Origin of the sequence: Paenibacillus sp. CECT 9249 (assembly GCF_918697855.1) — a bacterium.
Classification (GTDB): Bacteria; Bacillota; Bacilli; order Paenibacillales; family Paenibacillaceae; genus MSJ-34.
The window spans coordinates 53,701-69,299 of sequence record NZ_CAKKLI010000003.1; the positions used below are offsets into that span (position 1 = coordinate 53,701).

At 50.9% G+C, this 15,599-nt stretch carries 14 protein-coding genes; 6 read left to right on the forward strand and 8 right to left on the reverse strand.

Going from position 1 to position 15,599, the window contains the following annotated elements; translation table 11 throughout:
* Positions 1-16 precede the first annotated feature (16 nt).
* Both LQ229_RS03725 and LQ229_RS03730 read left to right on the forward strand, forming a co-directional pair.
* Positions 17-1,276 carry a hypothetical protein gene (locus LQ229_RS03725; protein ID WP_216537151.1) on the forward strand — a complete coding sequence of 420 codons (1,260 nt, stop codon included), beginning with the start codon at positions 17-19 and terminating at the stop codon, positions 1,274-1,276.
* Complete coding sequence (locus LQ229_RS03730) at positions 1,276-4,263, forward strand: hypothetical protein (protein ID WP_216537152.1); 2,988 nt, start codon at positions 1,276-1,278, stop codon at positions 4,261-4,263. Before LQ229_RS03725 ends, LQ229_RS03730 begins: the two co-directional genes overlap by 1 nt.
* A gap of 74 nt (positions 4,264-4,337) precedes the next feature.
* Here the strand turns inward: LQ229_RS03730 and LQ229_RS03735 are convergent, their stop codons facing one another.
* On the reverse strand, positions 4,338-5,102 hold the full coding sequence (locus tag LQ229_RS03735; RefSeq protein ID WP_216537241.1) for an anti-sigma factor: 765 nt from the start codon (positions 5,100-5,102) through the stop codon (positions 4,338-4,340).
* Positions 5,095-5,679 (reverse strand): sigma-70 family RNA polymerase sigma factor, encoded by a 585-nt coding sequence (locus LQ229_RS03740; RefSeq protein ID WP_216537153.1) that lies wholly within the window; start codon positions 5,677-5,679, stop codon positions 5,095-5,097. The genes LQ229_RS03735 and LQ229_RS03740 overlap by 8 nt, the downstream gene beginning before the upstream one ends.
* A 232-nt stretch (positions 5,680-5,911) precedes the next feature.
* On the opposite strand from LQ229_RS03740, the gene LQ229_RS03745 reads away from it, so the two are divergent.
* Genes LQ229_RS03745 through LQ229_RS03755 form a run of 3 tightly spaced genes read left to right on the forward strand, consistent with a single transcriptional unit; the run spans position 5,912 to position 9,103 of the window.
* The gene (locus LQ229_RS03745; RefSeq protein ID WP_216537154.1) at positions 5,912-7,060 is read left to right on the forward strand and encodes an NEW3 domain-containing protein; all 1,149 of its coding nucleotides are present in this window, start codon (positions 5,912-5,914) and stop codon (positions 7,058-7,060) included.
* A gap of 32 nt (positions 7,061-7,092) precedes the next feature.
* On the forward strand, positions 7,093-8,094 hold the full coding sequence (locus LQ229_RS03750) for an ABC transporter ATP-binding protein (protein WP_216537242.1): 1,002 nt from the start codon (positions 7,093-7,095) through the stop codon (positions 8,092-8,094).
* Positions 8,063-9,103 carry an ABC transporter permease gene (locus LQ229_RS03755; protein WP_216537155.1) on the forward strand — a complete coding sequence of 347 codons (1,041 nt, stop codon included), beginning with the start codon at positions 8,063-8,065 and terminating at the stop codon, positions 9,101-9,103. Before LQ229_RS03750 ends, LQ229_RS03755 begins: the two co-directional genes overlap by 32 nt.
* Positions 9,104-9,554: 451 nt before the next feature.
* Here the strand turns inward: LQ229_RS03755 and LQ229_RS27085 are convergent, their stop codons facing one another.
* Both LQ229_RS27085 and LQ229_RS03760 read right to left on the reverse strand, forming a co-directional pair.
* A complete protein-coding gene (locus LQ229_RS27085; protein WP_290370014.1) occupies positions 9,555-9,686 on the reverse strand; it encodes a hypothetical protein in 132 nt (43 codons plus the stop codon).
* A gap of 667 nt (positions 9,687-10,353) precedes the next feature.
* Positions 10,354-10,848 (reverse strand): hypothetical protein, encoded by a 495-nt coding sequence (locus LQ229_RS03760; protein WP_230190995.1) that lies wholly within the window; start codon positions 10,846-10,848, stop codon positions 10,354-10,356.
* A gap of 164 nt (positions 10,849-11,012) precedes the next feature.
* On the opposite strand from LQ229_RS03760, the gene LQ229_RS03765 reads away from it, so the two are divergent.
* Entirely contained in the window at positions 11,013-12,068 is a 1,056-nt protein-coding gene (locus LQ229_RS03765) for a CotH kinase family protein (RefSeq protein ID WP_230190996.1), read from the forward strand.
* Positions 12,069-12,119: 51 nt separating this feature from the next.
* On the opposite strand, the gene LQ229_RS03770 is transcribed toward LQ229_RS03765, so the two are convergent.
* The 4 genes from LQ229_RS03770 to LQ229_RS03785 all read right to left on the reverse strand — a co-directional run bounded on the left by LQ229_RS03770 (position 12,120) and on the right by LQ229_RS03785 (position 15,472).
* Complete coding sequence (locus tag LQ229_RS03770; protein ID WP_230190997.1) at positions 12,120-13,472, reverse strand: arsenic transporter; 1,353 nt, start codon at positions 13,470-13,472, stop codon at positions 12,120-12,122.
* A gap of 27 nt (positions 13,473-13,499) precedes the next feature.
* A complete protein-coding gene (locus LQ229_RS03775; RefSeq protein ID WP_230190998.1) occupies positions 13,500-13,658 on the reverse strand; it encodes a hypothetical protein in 159 nt (52 codons plus the stop codon).
* A gap of 54 nt (positions 13,659-13,712) precedes the next feature.
* Entirely contained in the window at positions 13,713-14,387 is a 675-nt protein-coding gene (locus LQ229_RS03780) for a DUF2642 domain-containing protein (protein ID WP_230190999.1), read from the reverse strand.
* A gap of 221 nt (positions 14,388-14,608) precedes the next feature.
* A complete protein-coding gene (locus LQ229_RS03785; protein WP_230191000.1) occupies positions 14,609-15,472 on the reverse strand; it encodes a hypothetical protein in 864 nt (287 codons plus the stop codon).
* Positions 15,473-15,599: the final 127 nt, after the last annotated feature.

A 15,599-nucleotide genomic window follows, 5' to 3' on the forward strand; every position in this document is an offset into this window, starting at 1 on the left:
GAGGAGGACGAAAGCAATGGGTTTATTCAGTTTGTTTCGCAAGAAACAGGAAGTCAAGGAGCGGCCTCTTTACTATGATATTGTATGCCCTTATTGTTTCAGCAAGTTTCACCCGCAGGAAGTGGTGTTTCGGGCCGCCCATCATAAGGAGAACGATGAAGATTACGCGCTCGGCGAAGACCAACTGCTTAACGCTTATCGGGAAAAGTTCAATTTGGACTCCATCGACGAGATCGAGGCGGTCATCGATCCGGTCACGATTCCGGACGAACATAAAATATATGTGGATAACGTTCTGGCAGGCATTAACGACCATTACGGAATCGTGACCAAAAAAAGACTTTGCCCGAAATGCCATAACGATCTGCCGATATCCGCAGGCAAGGTGCCAAGCAACATTATCTCGATCGTTGGCGCGTCCCAGGTGGGGAAATCGGTTTATATGACTTCGTTGATTCATACGCTGCAAAACACGACGGCGGACAATTTCGATGCGGCTTGCATGCCATTGAACGCCGATATTAGCCGGAAATTCCGGCAAAATTACGAGGAGCCTCTGTTCGAGCGCAACGATTTGTTGGAATCGACGCAGAAGGAAGTTTTGCAGGAACCGTTTATATTCCAATTCATTTTCAAGGACGAAACGAAGCCGCCGCTCATGCTCGTCTTCTTTGACGCCGCGGGCGAAGGAATGGTCGATCAGGAATATTTGGATTTATACGCGGCGCACATCAAAAATTCGACCGGTATTTTGTTCATGGTCGATCCTCTTCAGATCAAGACGATTCGCGAGAAAATCCGCGTCAACCTTGGCGACGAACCGGGCGAATGGGTGTCGCAATACGATGAACCGCGGGATGTCGTGCTGAGCATGTACCAGAACTTTATCGGTTTTGAAGAAGGAAGCAAGACCGATATTCCGACGGCCGTCGTCCTGACGAAAAGCGACATGCTGCACGCGATCAAGGAAGAGGACGGCGAATATATCAAAGCAAACAGCAATCTTTTCCATAATTATGTCCATAAGAAACATTTGAACCTGACCGAATTCGAAAATATTAACGGTGAAATACGCCGATTTATCGAGAAGGTGGACCGTCCTTTTAAGGGCGCGCTTGACGTGCATTTTAACAATATCGCTTTTTTCGCGGTATCCGCACTCGGCAGCAATCCTGTCAATCAGAAATTGAAAGGGCTGGTCGACCCGATCCGCGTGGACGAACCTTTCATCTGGCTATTGTATAAGCTGGATTATATCGAGGGGAGGGAGGAATAGTGGACCGGCGAAAAAAGCCGATTCAGCAGCAATATTACACCCGGGAACGGCGCGGCGTTTTTCGTTCGTCGGAAGGGTACGATACGATTGCCAAATCGGCGAATCTGGACAACAACTTTATTAAAAAAACGATCCATCCTTTTTGCGGATACGCTGCTCCGTTGGAACTGCTGGAACGCAGCGAAAAGGACGCCGGCAAATATCCCGAGAGCGTCACGTTTTTCCAAGCGGACTCCGGGGAGGCGGTGCTCGGAAGAAGCGTCTTCGTGCCTGCCGATTTTACCGGGTTGCGAACTGCGTTTTTCATGCATAATTACGTGATCCCGGCGGAACGAAACGACGAATATGTGAAACAGCCGGCGAAGCTGTTTCGCGCCTCGTTCGCGGGCAGCTACGATATCGAGCAGGGCAAGGAGCTGCCGGAAGTAAGCGACATTCCGCAACAAGCGGGCGATTCCGGTTCGGCGCCGAATCATCGGGCTTTTCTGGCCGGGCTGAACATCGGCGCAACGCTGTTTAAACAACTGCTCGGCGCTGTCGTCGCCTCCGTCTCCAGCAAGAAAAAGGTATATATTGCGTTGGATGTCGAAGTGGAGCACCTTGCGCGGAATTCCAACCGGCTGATGGAGATTCTGTTCTCCGCCCTGCCTTACGAATTTCGGCGGCGCATCGGATTTATCACATATGCGAAGGAACCCCAGAGCAAGAAATATATTCATGTCATGTTTGTGGAAAAAGGGAGCATACGCGCAGGGGACCGCAGCATCGAGAAGGACTACTGCTTCGATCTCGCGCAAGGCCGGATCGTCAACGCGGAGTCGGATTTTGCGAATCAGCCGTATCTTGAGTTTGCCTGGGACCATCTAGACGCTCCGCGGCAAATGGACGATTTTCTGGAATATGCGGACCTGATGCTGGCGGATATGGGCGACGCCCGCAAAATGGCCATCGCCAGCTATCATGAGCTTTGCGTGTTTTACCGAATCGAAGCGGGGGACGACAGGTTGTACCGCGAGCGGCCGGCGTTCGTGCTGCGCGGCATCCTCGAATATTTCGCTCCGCCGTCCGCGCTGGAGCGTAAAGAACGGCTGAATCGGCTGTTTTTGGACAAGTTTGCCGCGGAACAAAAGACGGTTGACCGGCATATAGCACCGGAACTCTCCGTTTGGGAATGTTTCGTCCAATATTTCCACATGGCCCGTCCCGAGGATAAGGGACAAGTCGTGAAATATTTGATCAAATCGATTCATCTCAGCGGCGGCGCGGAGCGGAAGAAAATGTACGCGGCGCTGGAGAGCGACCGCGCTATTTTTCAATCGTTTTTCCAAACGGTGTTTGCGTATGACGAATTGGTCAGAGTGTTGTTCGAACCTTATGCGGAGCGCAAATTCGAATCGCTGGGCAGTTTGAAAGAAGTGATCCGTTTTATTACGGATTGGGAGACGTGGTGTCCGCAGGCATTGGACAACTTGACGTTCGGCGAACTGGCGGAGACGACGGTTGTCGCACGGATGGCCAGAGAAGGCAATTTGACAGCCGCGGCAGGCATGGTGCACGAGCAGTTCAAACGGTGGAAGTCTCATGAAGCTTACAGCTTGCTGGCGGATCGCATCGTTTCGGCGGCGGACTATTATTTGCTTGCCAAGCTCGATTTGGATTCGTTGACGAAGGAAGATTTCATGCGGATTGGCTATGCATCGGAATTGGTTGCGGACGAATATGCAGGCAAAATCAAGGCGCTGCAAGCGGCTCAGCGGATCTATCGCTTGTCCGAGCCGTCGGAAACGGAATTTGCCGGCTTGTCCGCGCGTGAGGCGGAGACTGTGCAACAATTGATCCGGCGCGTTCTGGCGGACGAGATCGTTCCGGCCAATTACCGCAAAATTACGCTGGCGTTTGCGGAAATAACCGGCGGCGTTCGGGGAAGCGGCAAGGGGAGAGAGGAAACGGGGCCTCGAGTTTTCTATTTCGATCTGTTGACTTATGTTCGCGAACATGGCGGAAGCAAGGACACGGTGTATTCGTTCCTGAAATGGTCGGGGCGAGACGAATATTTTGCCGGGACTTCACGGTTGTACCCGGGGTATGCGAAGGCGGTCAAACAATATTTTCAACAATACGACCGCGAAGCATTCAAAAGCGGAAAAGACCGGAAATTGTTGTACGCAGACGCCCCGCAATCGTTGCAGCGGGTTCTCGACGACGTCAAATACGATCTATCCGGCGGATTCGCCAAATTTCTCCACAGAAAAGGGAAGATACTGGGGCTTGTGTTGGGGATCGTCGTCGTTGCGGTTGTCGGCGCCGGCATTCTCTACAACGCGTTCTTCAAACCCGAAGCGGTTCCCGCGATGGCGTACAATATTGAAGAAGTGACTGCGCAAACGGTGCAGGGGATGAACGTAATCGAAATCCGCTTTGAATCCGCGGACGGCTGCAGGGCGTTTCAAGGCGAAGAATCGGATCCCGCCGCGTACAATATTCTATTAAAGCGCGGCGAGGATGAGGTAACGGGCGCGCTCCGGCCGGGCGCGAGCGGACAAGCCTTCGCCGCAAACGGCTTGGGCATGAAGCCGGACGGCGAGCAGGACGCGTCCTCGAATGCCGGCTCGACTACGGCGGAGGGTACGGCGCCGGACGGCGAATCCGCCGGAGGAACGGGCGGCGCGGCGAGAACGGCGCCGGATGGCGGGGCGGACAAGGCGCCCGATGCCGGGGCGGACGCAGCGCAGGATGGCGATGCGAACACAACGCCGGAGATGCCGCCAGCCGGATCGTCGAACGAGGCGCCGATCTCCCTGCCGAAGGATTGTGAAGACGGCCGTATCACGATTCCGCTTGATCCGTCTTATCGCTGGATAGGCGACGAGCAGCTTTGGATCGACGGGATCGCGTATCCCATCGCGAATAAGCTGGAACCCGCTATGAAAGAAGAACCCGAACAGGGGACCGAAACGCTGGGAGAGGCTGAACAAGGCGGACAATAAATAGATTACAAACAAAACCGTCCGGGATCATGTTCTCGGACGGTTTTTCAGCGCCCCCATTCGGAGGCGTTGCATTATTTCTCCAATATGACAAGCAGCGTATCCGGCCCGATCGGAGCGAAACTGCCGCCCTTCGGCTCGAGACTGATCGTAATGTTGTCGGCGCCGCTAATTTTCCCGCCATGCACATACAGATGCGCCATTCCCTTCTTCCATTTCAGTATGCCCCCGTTCTCCCGGATATTGGCGGTATTGAATGTAAACCAGGCTTGATAATCTTTCTCTGTCGAGGGCTCCAGCCCATCAATCAACAGAAACACTTCATCCGACAACCGGTTGACCCAGGCGTAGCCTTCGGCGTCCTTCGCATTGAGCGCGGTCATTTTATATTGGACGGTCTTCGGATCGACCAGCATGGTCAGGCTGCGGTCTTCGGGATGAAATTCGGTTGCGATGCGATCGAGCGAGGCAGTCAACGGTGCGCGGATTTCACCCGAATCCTTGAACGTTTGAAACAACCCTAAGAAGATGAACAGAAGCGCAACGGCTCCCGCGAGTGCGGCTGCCTTGCCGGAACGCATCATCCCGCGGGCGAATGCGGGCAGCTTCTTGAGCCATATATATTTGAGCTTTAACCCGGTTTTCAAGCGCGGGGGCGGGCCGGGCAAGGCCTCTTCCTGGCGGGAAGAGAGCAACTCCATCCATTCCCGCATTTGGTCGCGGCACGAAAGGCAGCCGGCAACATGGTCCCGCAACCGGGCGCAACGTTCTTCAGGCAGCGATCCTAATATATAATCGACGAGTTCTTGCTCGGAAAAGCCGCATTGCCGTTCATTCATGTTGCCTCGCCTCCTCCGATTTCGATAACTGTTTGCGGTCGTTCCATTGTTTGCGAATATTACGAATTCCGTAACGGATTAACGACTTTACCGTTCCTAGCGGATAATTCAGTTTTTGCGCCAATTGCTTCTGCGTTCGCGCTTCGCAGTAAAATCCGATCAACGCTTCCTTTTGCGGTTGCGGAATGTTGTCGATGGCGGCGTACAGACGTTCTTTATCGAGCTCCAGCATGGCCCGCTGTTCCGGATTGGCGTCGGCCGGCGCAGCATATTCCTCTTGCGGTTCATTATAAACGAGCCGCTGTTTGCGTCGCAACCGGTCTAACGACCTGCTGCGCGTCATAACCGAAAGCCATGCTTCCAGGCTCCCCCGCGACGGATCGAATCGATCGGCCTTGCGAAACACTTCGAGAAATACGTCATGGCAAATATCTTCCGCTTCCATCCGGTCTTTTGTCAGCTTCAGCGCAATATGAAAGATAAGCGGCGCGTACCGCTCGTAAAAAACTTCGAAAGCTTCCATAGAACCGTTATGCATCTCTTGCAGCAATGATGACGTTGTATCCTTTGCAATCATCCGACTCACCTCGCATTCCCTCATTTCATATTTACAAAATTTTTGATGAAAAGGGAACGGGAGTTCCGCAAAATTTAAGTTGTTTTAAGCAAAATTTTATGTTGTTTTAATAAATCCAAAGGCCTTCTCCGTGCGTACTTAGAGTGATGATCAACGAGCGGATCTCTCGCAAGGCGGCAAAGGGAAATTGCCGAAGAGTCCGCTTGGACAAAACATATGGGAGGGTCTAAGCATGCGCAAATGGAGGTTGGCGTTAAGTCTGCTGCTAACGGTGATGACGGGGGTGTTTCTATTCGGAGGAACCGGCGTATACGCGGCCAGCGGCGTCGTGATGTATACGCCGTATACCGATATTTCCGTCACGCCGGGAGAATCCATCTCTTATTCGATCGATCTGATCAACAATACGAGCGAAGTGCAAAATATGAGCCTGTCTTTGGACAATATTCCGGCGGAATGGAAGGCCGAGCTTACTTCGGGCGGCTGGGCGATTCGGCAAATTGCGGTCAGACCGAACGACGAGAAAAATATTAATTTGCAAATTGACGTGCCGTTAGCCGTCGATAAAGGAACGTATCATTTTAAAGTGAACGCGCAAGAATCGTCTTTGCCGCTCACCGTTAACGTAACGGAAAAGGGAACGTATAAGACGGAACTGGCTACGGAACAGCCGAATTTGCAAGGAGATGCGAATTCGTCGTTCGACTACACGCTTTCCTTAAAGAATCGAACCGCCAGCGACCAGCAATACGCCATCGCATCGTCTGCTCCGCGCGGCTGGACGGTTGAATTCGTGCATGGCGGCAAAAAAGTCACTTCCGTCGACGTCAAGGCGAACTCGGCGGAAGATATTAGCGTCAACATCAAACCGCCGGCGCAAGTGAAGGAAGGAAGCTACAAAATTCCGGTCAAAGCGGCTACGAACTCCACTTCCGCGGAAACGGAACTGGAAGCGGTCATTACCGGGACGTACGGTCTCGAATTGAGCACTCCGAACGGATTGCTTAGCGCGGACGTAACGGCCGGAAGAGAGAAGAAGATCGAACTGCAGTTGAAAAATACCGGCACGGCGGCGTTGAAGGATATCGAATTGACGGCTTCGACGCCGGTCGATTGGGAAGTGACGTTCGACGAGAAAAAAATTGCGAGCCTGGAAGCAGGGCAAACGGCGAACGTAACGGCAACGGTGAAAGCGGACGGCAAGGCGATCGCGGGCGATTATCAGTTGAATATCAATGCGAACACGCCGGAATCGTCGTCTATGGCTCAGTTTCGGATGACGGTCAAAACGTCCATGTTATGGGGATGGATCGGAGTTCTCATCATCGCCGCGGTCATTGTCGGCATGTACTATATTTTCCGCAAGTATGGGAGGAGGTAAACGTGAGTCAGCCCAGCAAGGAAGCCGTTGATATGACGAACGCTTTGACGGAACAAACGGAAGGGAAAAAACCGATTATTGAAATGACGGATTTAACGAAGCAATACGGCGATTACGTCGCGGTGGATCATTTGTCGTTATCCATCCAAGAAGGCGAAATTTTCGGATTGCTTGGCCCGAACGGAGCGGGCAAATCGACGACGATTTTGATGCTGCTCGGGCTTACCGAGCCGACATCGGGCGAAGTGCGCGTATGCGGAATCGACTCGATCCGCCAGCCGATCGCCGTCAAGAAGCGGGTCGGATATTTGCCGGACGATGTCGGGTTTTACGAAGATTTATCCGGGGCGGAAAACTTGATGTATACCGCGAGATTAAACCGCATTCCCGAGACGGAAGCGCGCAAGCGGGTGGAAGAACTGATGCAGCGCGTCGGATTGGCGGATGCGGCCGGCAAGAAGGCGGGCACGTATTCGCGCGGCATGCGGCAGCGGTTAGGTTTGGCGGATGTGCTGGTGAAACAGCCGGAAGTCATCATTCTCGACGAGCCGACGCTCGGCATCGACCCTGAAGGGGTGCGGGAGCTGTTGCTGCTCATTAAACAATTGAGCCGCGATGAAGGCATAACCGTATTGCTGTCGTCGCATCATTTGCATCAGGTTCAACAAATTTGCGACCGCGTAGGTCTCTTCGTGAAGGGACGACTCCTTGCCGAAGGCGATGTGCCGTCTTTGGCGAGAGCGCTGTTCCTCGAGGAGACGTTCACGTTGGAGGCAGGCGTTCGGCCGCTTCATAGCGGTTTGATGGAGACGTTGCGGGCGCTGCCGGGCGTCGCCAGAATCGAAGAGCATGGCGAACTTCTTCACATCGGCTGCACGGAAGATATAGCCGCCGAACTGGCGCGGGCGATCATTGAATCGGGAAGCTCCCTGTATCATTTGAACAAAAAGGAATACGGGTTGGACGAAATTTACCATCGTTACTTCGAAGGAGGGGAGTCAGATGACCATCAACGGAAACGGCATGCTCGTTAAAATACGAAACTTGATAGCATGGGAAGACCGTGTGCGCAAGCCGCGAACCCAATCGCCGGCGCCCCATCCGTTCTGGGTAATCGTTCGCAAGGAAATGTCCGATTTGATCCGCAGTTGGCGCTATATGGTGCTGCTCGGTTTAATGACGCTGACATGCATCGGTTCGCTGTATACGGCGATTACAAGCATACGCGCGGCCGTTCCGGCGGATCACGATTTAAACTCGTTCGTTTTCTTGAAATTGTTTACGGTGTCCGACGGAACGATGCCCGCGTTTATGACGTTTATTAGTTTTCTCGGCCCTTTGATCGGCATTGCGCTCGGATTTGACGCCGTCAACTCCGAACGCAACAAGGGTACATTGTCAAGGATGATGGCGCAGCCGATTCATCGGGACTATGTCCTGAACGCCAAATTCGTGGCGGCGATCAGCGTCATTGCCATTCTGTTCTTCGGCTTGGGATTTTTCATTATGGGCCTTGGCTTGTTGACGATCGGCATTCCGCCTTCGTTGGAAGAGTTTTTGCGCATGCTGTGCTTTTTGGCGCTGAGCGTCTTTTACGTCGCTTTTTGGTTGAACCTGTCGATCTTGTTCTCGGTCAGGTTCCGCCAACCGGCAACATCGGCACTGACCTGCATCGCCCTTTGGATTTTCTTCGCCATTTTCTATTCGATGATTGTCGATTTAATCGCCAAAGGAATTGCGCCTGTCAATCCGACGCATATCGATCAAGTGCTCGGATTTCAACAAACGGTGCAATTTCTGCAGCGATTGTCGCCGAGCCAATTGTTCGGCGAAGCGACAACGACGCTGCTTATGCCCGAAGTGCGCACGCTAAGTTTGTTCGTCACTCCGGAGCAAGCGTACGGCGCGCTGCCGAGCCCGCTGCCGCTCGGCCAGAGCTTGCTGCTCGTATGGCCGCAGCTGACCGGATTGATCGCGGCCGTTATGGTCTGTTTTATCATCGCATATGTTTGGTTTATGCGGCAGGAGATTCGTTCCCGCTAAAAGCCGCCTCGCAGGGCGCAGAAACGGAATGTTCGTTTCTGCGCCTTTTTTTGGTGATGAAAGGTGAAATATATCAATTTTGGCGATTAGGGCTATGGCGTAGCATCGAAAAGGCAGCGGATTCGAGTTCATGGAAGCTGCCAATGCGCGATTGGCCGGGAACTCACCGTGTCAAATACTAATTCGTGTAAATATGCAGGTAATAGAGGGGAAAAGCCTGCGATTAGAATCAATTTCATCATACCATTGACGGCTGACGTTCCTTCGGGTGGGACGAAACGTAGAGACGCTAATCGCGTGGAAATCACCTTGTTGCTCGTGCAACGAAACTGAAACACGCTAATGAGGGGAAAAAGACGCTCAAACCGCCGATTTCCAATGAATAACGATACGTACTTTCGTTAAATTGGGAATATCTTCATTTTGAGCCCGATAAGGATGGTCAGTTTCGTTAGCGCCAAACAAGAAGCGTAGGTCCGCGGGGAGCGCCTTCGAAATAGGGGGTTACCTCTTCGATATGCGTAATAAAGCCAGTTACATCAACGGTGGCGAATTGCAGGAAATCCGCCCCGAACCGTCCCATCCCCCATTGAAAGCGTGAAAAAAGATGCCTTTTCACAAGCTTTGTCGCAGTTTTGATCGATCAAAACGGGTTAGAAGATGCACAATTGCGGGTTTCCGAATCAAACTCCTTCATCGCCTAAGCTCTTTTCCTTCCGCTGGGGCGGATGGTTTGAAAAGACGAATACACTGCTTCGTCATCCTAGCCCGTTTTAAAATGAATGCAACGCCGGTGAAAAAACCGCAAGAATTGGCCTGTTTTCCCCGATCTGTGCATCAACCCATCGTGCGCTGCTGATAGTGTGTGATTTTTCATACAATGTACAGGGATTAGGGCTCATGCGCCGCACATTGTGTATGATTTTTCGCATACATTAGCAGGATTGAGGGCTAAAATCGCGATTCGTGTATGAAATTTCGTACAAATCGACGGATTCGATCCGTCCATCCCCTTTTTGTGTGAACGAAACCGACTACAATCAGAATGAGAATGAAAGGTCCTTCATTGCCTGGTTATTCTTTCGCGCTGGTGCGGTATGGTTGGCCGTATCGTTTCGTTATCCCAACCCCTTTTACAATGGGTGCAACGGGGGTAGGGTTAGAGGCATGTACGGATCAAATTCCGGCAGGGGAAGTGTATTATGCCCGCCGCCCATGGGTTTTTTTACTGGAATGGCAATCTTCTATTTTTATATCACTACACTGTTATCTCTATCAAAAGGCCGATGCGAATCATAGATTATATTATTACAACGGGGGAGGGAAAAGTATGGATACTGAAATGAGAAATGTTTCCGAAGAAGTAGCTGAAACAAGCAGCGACCGCAGCCATCGCAGCCATCGCAGCCATCGCAGCACTCGCGGTACTCGCGGTACTCGCGGTACTCGCGGTACTCGCGGTACTCGCGGCACTCGCGGCACTCGCGGTACTCGCGGCACTCGCGGCACTCGCGGCACTCGCGGCACTCGTGGTACTCGCGGCACTCGTGGTACTCGCGGCACTCGTGGTACTCGCGGCACTCGTGGTACTCGCGGCACTCGTGGTACTCGCGGCACTCGTGGTACTCGCGGTACTCGCGGAACCAAAGGTACACGCGGCACTCGTGGTACTCGCGGTACTCGTGGTACCCGCGGCACTCGCGGATGTCGCGGATGCCGCTGTACGCGCGGTACGCGCGGCTCAAGAGGACGCAGATAAGGAGTCTCTACCGGATATCGACACATTCGCATTTGCCAGTTAACGGACAATTGCCGTGTCAATGGATACAGCAATGGCATAGAGTAATGCAACAATAAGCCTATCGCATCGATAGGCTTATTGATCTACCTCGGGAAAGGTGATTGCTCTATGAGCTTTCCGGTACGGCAAATTTTTATTTCGGAAGACCAATTGAAGCTGCTGAACAAAGATGTATGGAGCAATAAGTTCGTCGAAGCGTACGTGCTGAACAAAGGGATGCGGGAACGTGTTCAATTGCGCTACCGCGGAGGACATACGCGCGGCTACAGTAAGAAATCGTACGAGATCGTAAGAAAAAATAAAACATATCATTACAATGCCGAATACGACGATCCTTCCATGATTCGAAACGCTTTATCCTTCCGGTTTTTCGAACGGATCGGAGTGCCGAGCCCGAAGACGAAACATTGCTTGATCAAGCTGAACGGAAAAAATATGGGGGTTTATCTTGAGATCGAAGGAGTCGACCGGTATTTTTTCAAACGAAGAGCGATCCCGATGCAATCTTTGGTGTATGCGACGAATGACGACGCCAATTTCAGTTTCATCAGCCCGGAAATGAATCGACGCAAAACTTCATTATTTGACGGATACCAGCTCATAATCGGAAACGATGCGGACCGGAGAAGGCTGCAAGGATTCATATCGCGTGTCAATACGCTTTCGCAGCGGCAACTGCTTCCCTATTTGCGTTCGCATCTCGATATCGACAACTATTTGCATTGGCTTGCGGGTGCGGTATTTACGGGAAATTACGACGGTTTTCATCATAATTACGCTTTATACCGCCATAAAGGACGCGGCTATTACCGCATCATCCCATGGGATTACGAAGGAACTTGGGGACGGGACAGCTATGGGGACATTTTCGGGAGCAATCCGGTGCCGGTGACCGGGCGCAATCATTTGACGAAACGATTATTAACCTATAAGTCGGTACGGCAAAAATACAAAACGATCGTGCGTCAAATCGCCAAACATGCGTTTACGGAGAAAAGGCTCGCTCCAGTCATCGCCCAGATGTACGCGAAAATCGCCCCGTATATTATGGAAGACAGGACCCGCCGCTGGCCTTCTTCGGTATTTCTAAACGAACCCGGCGTCATATTGGAGTATATTAGGGAACGCAGAGAAATTATTTTGCGGGATATCGATGCGTTATAACAGGAATACCCGGCCTTCTAACAGAAGACCGGGGCTGCATAGAGAATCGGGTTAGAACAGCCACGAAACCCAGTAATAGAGCACAACCAGCGTGAAAATGACCGTTGGCGGAATCGCGATAAAGGTAACGCGGATATAATCTTGCCAGTTGATTTTCACATGATGCTGTTTCAAGATATGCATCCACATTAACGATGCCAAAGTACCGATCGGGAGGAGCAATGATCCGATGTCGCTGCCGATCACATTGGCAAGATAGGCGATTTTCAAAGTGAGCGGATCGAGTCCCATATTCGTTAACGTAAGCGTCCCTACCATCAAAGCGGGATGGTTGTTGAATAATATCGACATAACGCTGATTAAGCTGCCCATCGAGAGGCTGGCATTGAGAAGATTTCCGGAGACGATCGGTTGAAAGATGGAAATAAGCCGTTCGGTTAAACCGATATTATGCAATCCGTAAATGATCACATACATCCCGAAACAGAAGATGAGAATATGCCAAGGCGTCTTTTTGATCATGTCGGCCGGCGAAATGTTGAGATAGAGCCATCTCCAGCCGAGCAGCAGCCCGGACCCGATAACCGCCACAACCCAAACCGGTATTCCGGCAAAGGAAGCGACAAATAAACCGACGCGTACGCTGAATACGAACAGCAGAATATACAGCATAAATCTCGAGCGATTTTTAATTTTCGCAACGGCGGGGGAATGCGATTTTAACGGGTGCGATCTAGGATCCGGATGAATCCCTCTCCAAGCCGAGGGGAGTTTGCCGGGCAGTTCCCGGCGTACGAGCAAGAAGATGATGAACAGCAGGAACAATAATCCGAGCGTGGAAGGGATAAACATCATTTCGGTATGCTTGTATAAATCCATATCCACGATTTTCAGAGCGATCAGATTGACGACGTTGCTGACGCCGATCGGCGCGCTCGAAGCGGTAGCGATTAACGCCCCGGAGAGCAAATACGGTATTTTTTGTTTATTTTTCAGACCGAGGTTTTTCAGCAAAATTAAAAGAATGGGAGTCGTTATTAGAATACTTCCGTCGTTGTTAAAGAAAAGCGTCATTAGAAAACATAGCAGGTTCACGTACCAGAACAGGCGAATTCCCGAGCCTTTCGCTCTTGCGGCCAATCCTTCAGCGGCCCAGGTGAAGAAACCGAAGCTTTCCAATATGATCGCCATGACGATCGTCGACATAATGGTAATGGCGGCGCCACTGACCGTATCTCCGATCGTGACCAGATCGGACCATGAAACGCTCCCGCTTAATATAACAAGGATCGCTCCGCCCATGGCGGGAATGGCTTCATTTAAGCCGCGAGGCCGCCACAGAATAAGCACGAGCGTGAGGAAAAAGGAAATGACCGTTAGCGTTACCATAGCGGACCCATGCATCTACTCATTCTCCTTTGCAGCCAGGCGTTAATGTTGCAAAAGTTCGGTTTCGCGCAATGCAGGGTCTGGGGACGCTTCATCGGCGCTTTCAGCATGATAAGAGTGAATACTGGCAATCGCGGGCGGTTTAATGAGATAGTAGATCGCAACGCCGGATATCGTAAAAGCGATCAGTGTAATGAACATAAATCACCCTTCCTTCCTCATCATAGATTTATGATTCGCGCAAGCAGCGCGTTTTTAAGGCAAATGGACCGTCTTAATATGATCGATATGAAGATAGACGGATTCTTCGTTTGCGGTGATCAACTCGACTCTGCTGTTCTCGACCTTTTTCAATACCCCGATTTTATGAGGGTTGTCCCCTAAATCCAGAACGAGCAAAGTTCCCTCCAATTTTTTGAGCTGCTGGTCGAAGGATCGGGACAAGGACATATTGGTTGGAATGAGCGGGAAATGGTCTTGGCTCAAGGAGTACGGAGTTGCGTTCGGATTGTACGGAATTAAATATTTGAGATGATGCAGAGGGATGATTAAGGTGTGAAACACCGGAGAGTAGAAAATAAAATAATTGGTCATAATGCTCGTAATATAACCGGAGATGGATTGATTTCCGGTAATATAAACCTCAAGAAAGACTCCCCTTGCGTTCATTAAAATTTTTCGATACGAGATTTCTTCATTTGGGTTTTCAAACGGGGACGGGGAATCGGGAATAAAGTTCAATTCCGGATTAATATGTTTGGCGAGCTTCATCAAATGAATATGAAACGTCGGAATGTACAGAAATTGTTCGCCGTTGTAAACGACGATTATATCGCTCCCTACGTCAACAAGCGCACCTTTGACCATCGGTATTTTACCGGGAATATCGAGTTCGATTTGTTTGCCCAGCAAAGTTTTAAATTCATTCACTTGTGAACCTCCTCTCAACAACATGGATTCGTTCGTTTTGGAAGATGCGTTGGAAGTGTGGAGTTCCAACGCATCGTATCAGGGTGGGAGAATGATGAATCCCGCAATTTTTTGTTGGATTACAAGGGGAGAATAGGAGCACCGGTAAGGAATAACGATAGGAAAATCGTGACGGGAGAGGAAGAGCGGCGTTGCGGGATATTGGGGGAGAGGACGGGATGTTATCTCGTTCTTGTTTTTGTTCTTGTTCTCGTTCTTGCCGAGGCTCTGGCGCCGCTTCTTTTAACGACTCTGGATCTCGTTCTCGTTCTGCTGCTTGTTCGTCTGCTTGTTCGTCTGCTTGATCCGGCTCTGCGGCCGTAGCTGCCCCAATCGAAAGCGGATCTGTTGCGGCTGGATCTGCTGCTGGAGCGATGGCCCGACCGGTTGCCGGATTTGTAGCCGGACTTATTGTTGGCGTTTGCGTCGTTATTATTGTTTGCGTTGTTATTGTTATTTTTATTATTGTTATTGTTATTGTTATTTCCGGTATAACCGTACGTTTTGGAAGATACTCTGACGCTCTTGATATGGTAGTTGGCGATTTTGATCGGTTCGCGATCTGATACCAAGAACAAGTATTGATCGTCGCTTTGCACGACAAAGCCGTCCAATTTTTCATGCCCGCCGTTATTGATCTGCACGAATCTATGATTCAATTTTTTCATGATCGAGTTGAAATCGGATGCGGAAATAATATCGTAATCGGTAGTATAAGAGTCTTTAGAATATTGCGAGCTCAGGCTCATGCTTTTGATATGGGAATTGCGGACATAAACGATTTCGCAATAATTTTGATTGTTTCCTTGTCCTTGCCCTTGACTCTGACCTTGCGCCTGTCCCTGATTATTGTTCTTATTGTTATTATTATTGTTGTTATTGTTCGATTGAGCCAGCACGACCACGTAGTCGCTTCCGATCTTTTTCAGGATGCCTGTAATAAAATCCGGTCCGCCGCGGTTGATGATTACCTCTTTGCCGAGAAAGCTGCGAACGCCCGCCGATTTCGACGAAGTGGAACTTGAATGAGTGGATCTCGACTTCAAATGCGATGACGACGATGATCTGGAGGATTTCGAGGAAGAGGATTTGGAGGATTTGGACGATCTCGAGGAACACGAGGAACTCGAAGATCTATGGGATTGACTTGTTAAACGGGCACGGTATGCCATT

Bases quoted from the DNA above. Each gene is read 5' to 3' on its own strand.
- LQ229_RS03770 (WP_230190997.1), bottom strand. From the start codon at position 13,472: ATGCATGGGTCCGCTATGGTAACGCTAACGGTCATTTCCTTTTTCCTC.
- LQ229_RS27085 (WP_290370014.1), bottom strand. From the start codon at position 9,686: ATGGGACGGTTCGGGGCGGATTTCCTGCAATTCGCCACCGTTGATGTA.
- LQ229_RS03740 (WP_216537153.1), bottom strand. From the start codon at position 5,679: ATGATTGCAAAGGATACAACGTCATCATTGCTGCAAGAGATGCATAAC.
- LQ229_RS03765 (WP_230190996.1), top strand. From the start codon at position 11,013: ATGAGCTTTCCGGTACGGCAAATTTTTATTTCGGAAGACCAATTGAAG.
- LQ229_RS03775 (WP_230190998.1), bottom strand. From the start codon at position 13,658: ATGTTCATTACACTGATCGCTTTTACGATATCCGGCGTTGCGATCTAC.
- LQ229_RS03750 (WP_216537242.1), top strand. From the start codon at position 7,093: ATGACGAACGCTTTGACGGAACAAACGGAAGGGAAAAAACCGATTATT.
- LQ229_RS03735 (WP_216537241.1), bottom strand. From the start codon at position 5,102: ATGAATGAACGGCAATGCGGCTTTTCCGAGCAAGAACTCGTCGATTAT.
- LQ229_RS03725 (WP_216537151.1), top strand. From the start codon at position 17: ATGGGTTTATTCAGTTTGTTTCGCAAGAAACAGGAAGTCAAGGAGCGG.
- LQ229_RS03755 (WP_216537155.1), top strand. From the start codon at position 8,063: ATGACCATCAACGGAAACGGCATGCTCGTTAAAATACGAAACTTGATA.
- LQ229_RS03745 (WP_216537154.1), top strand. From the start codon at position 5,912: ATGCGCAAATGGAGGTTGGCGTTAAGTCTGCTGCTAACGGTGATGACG.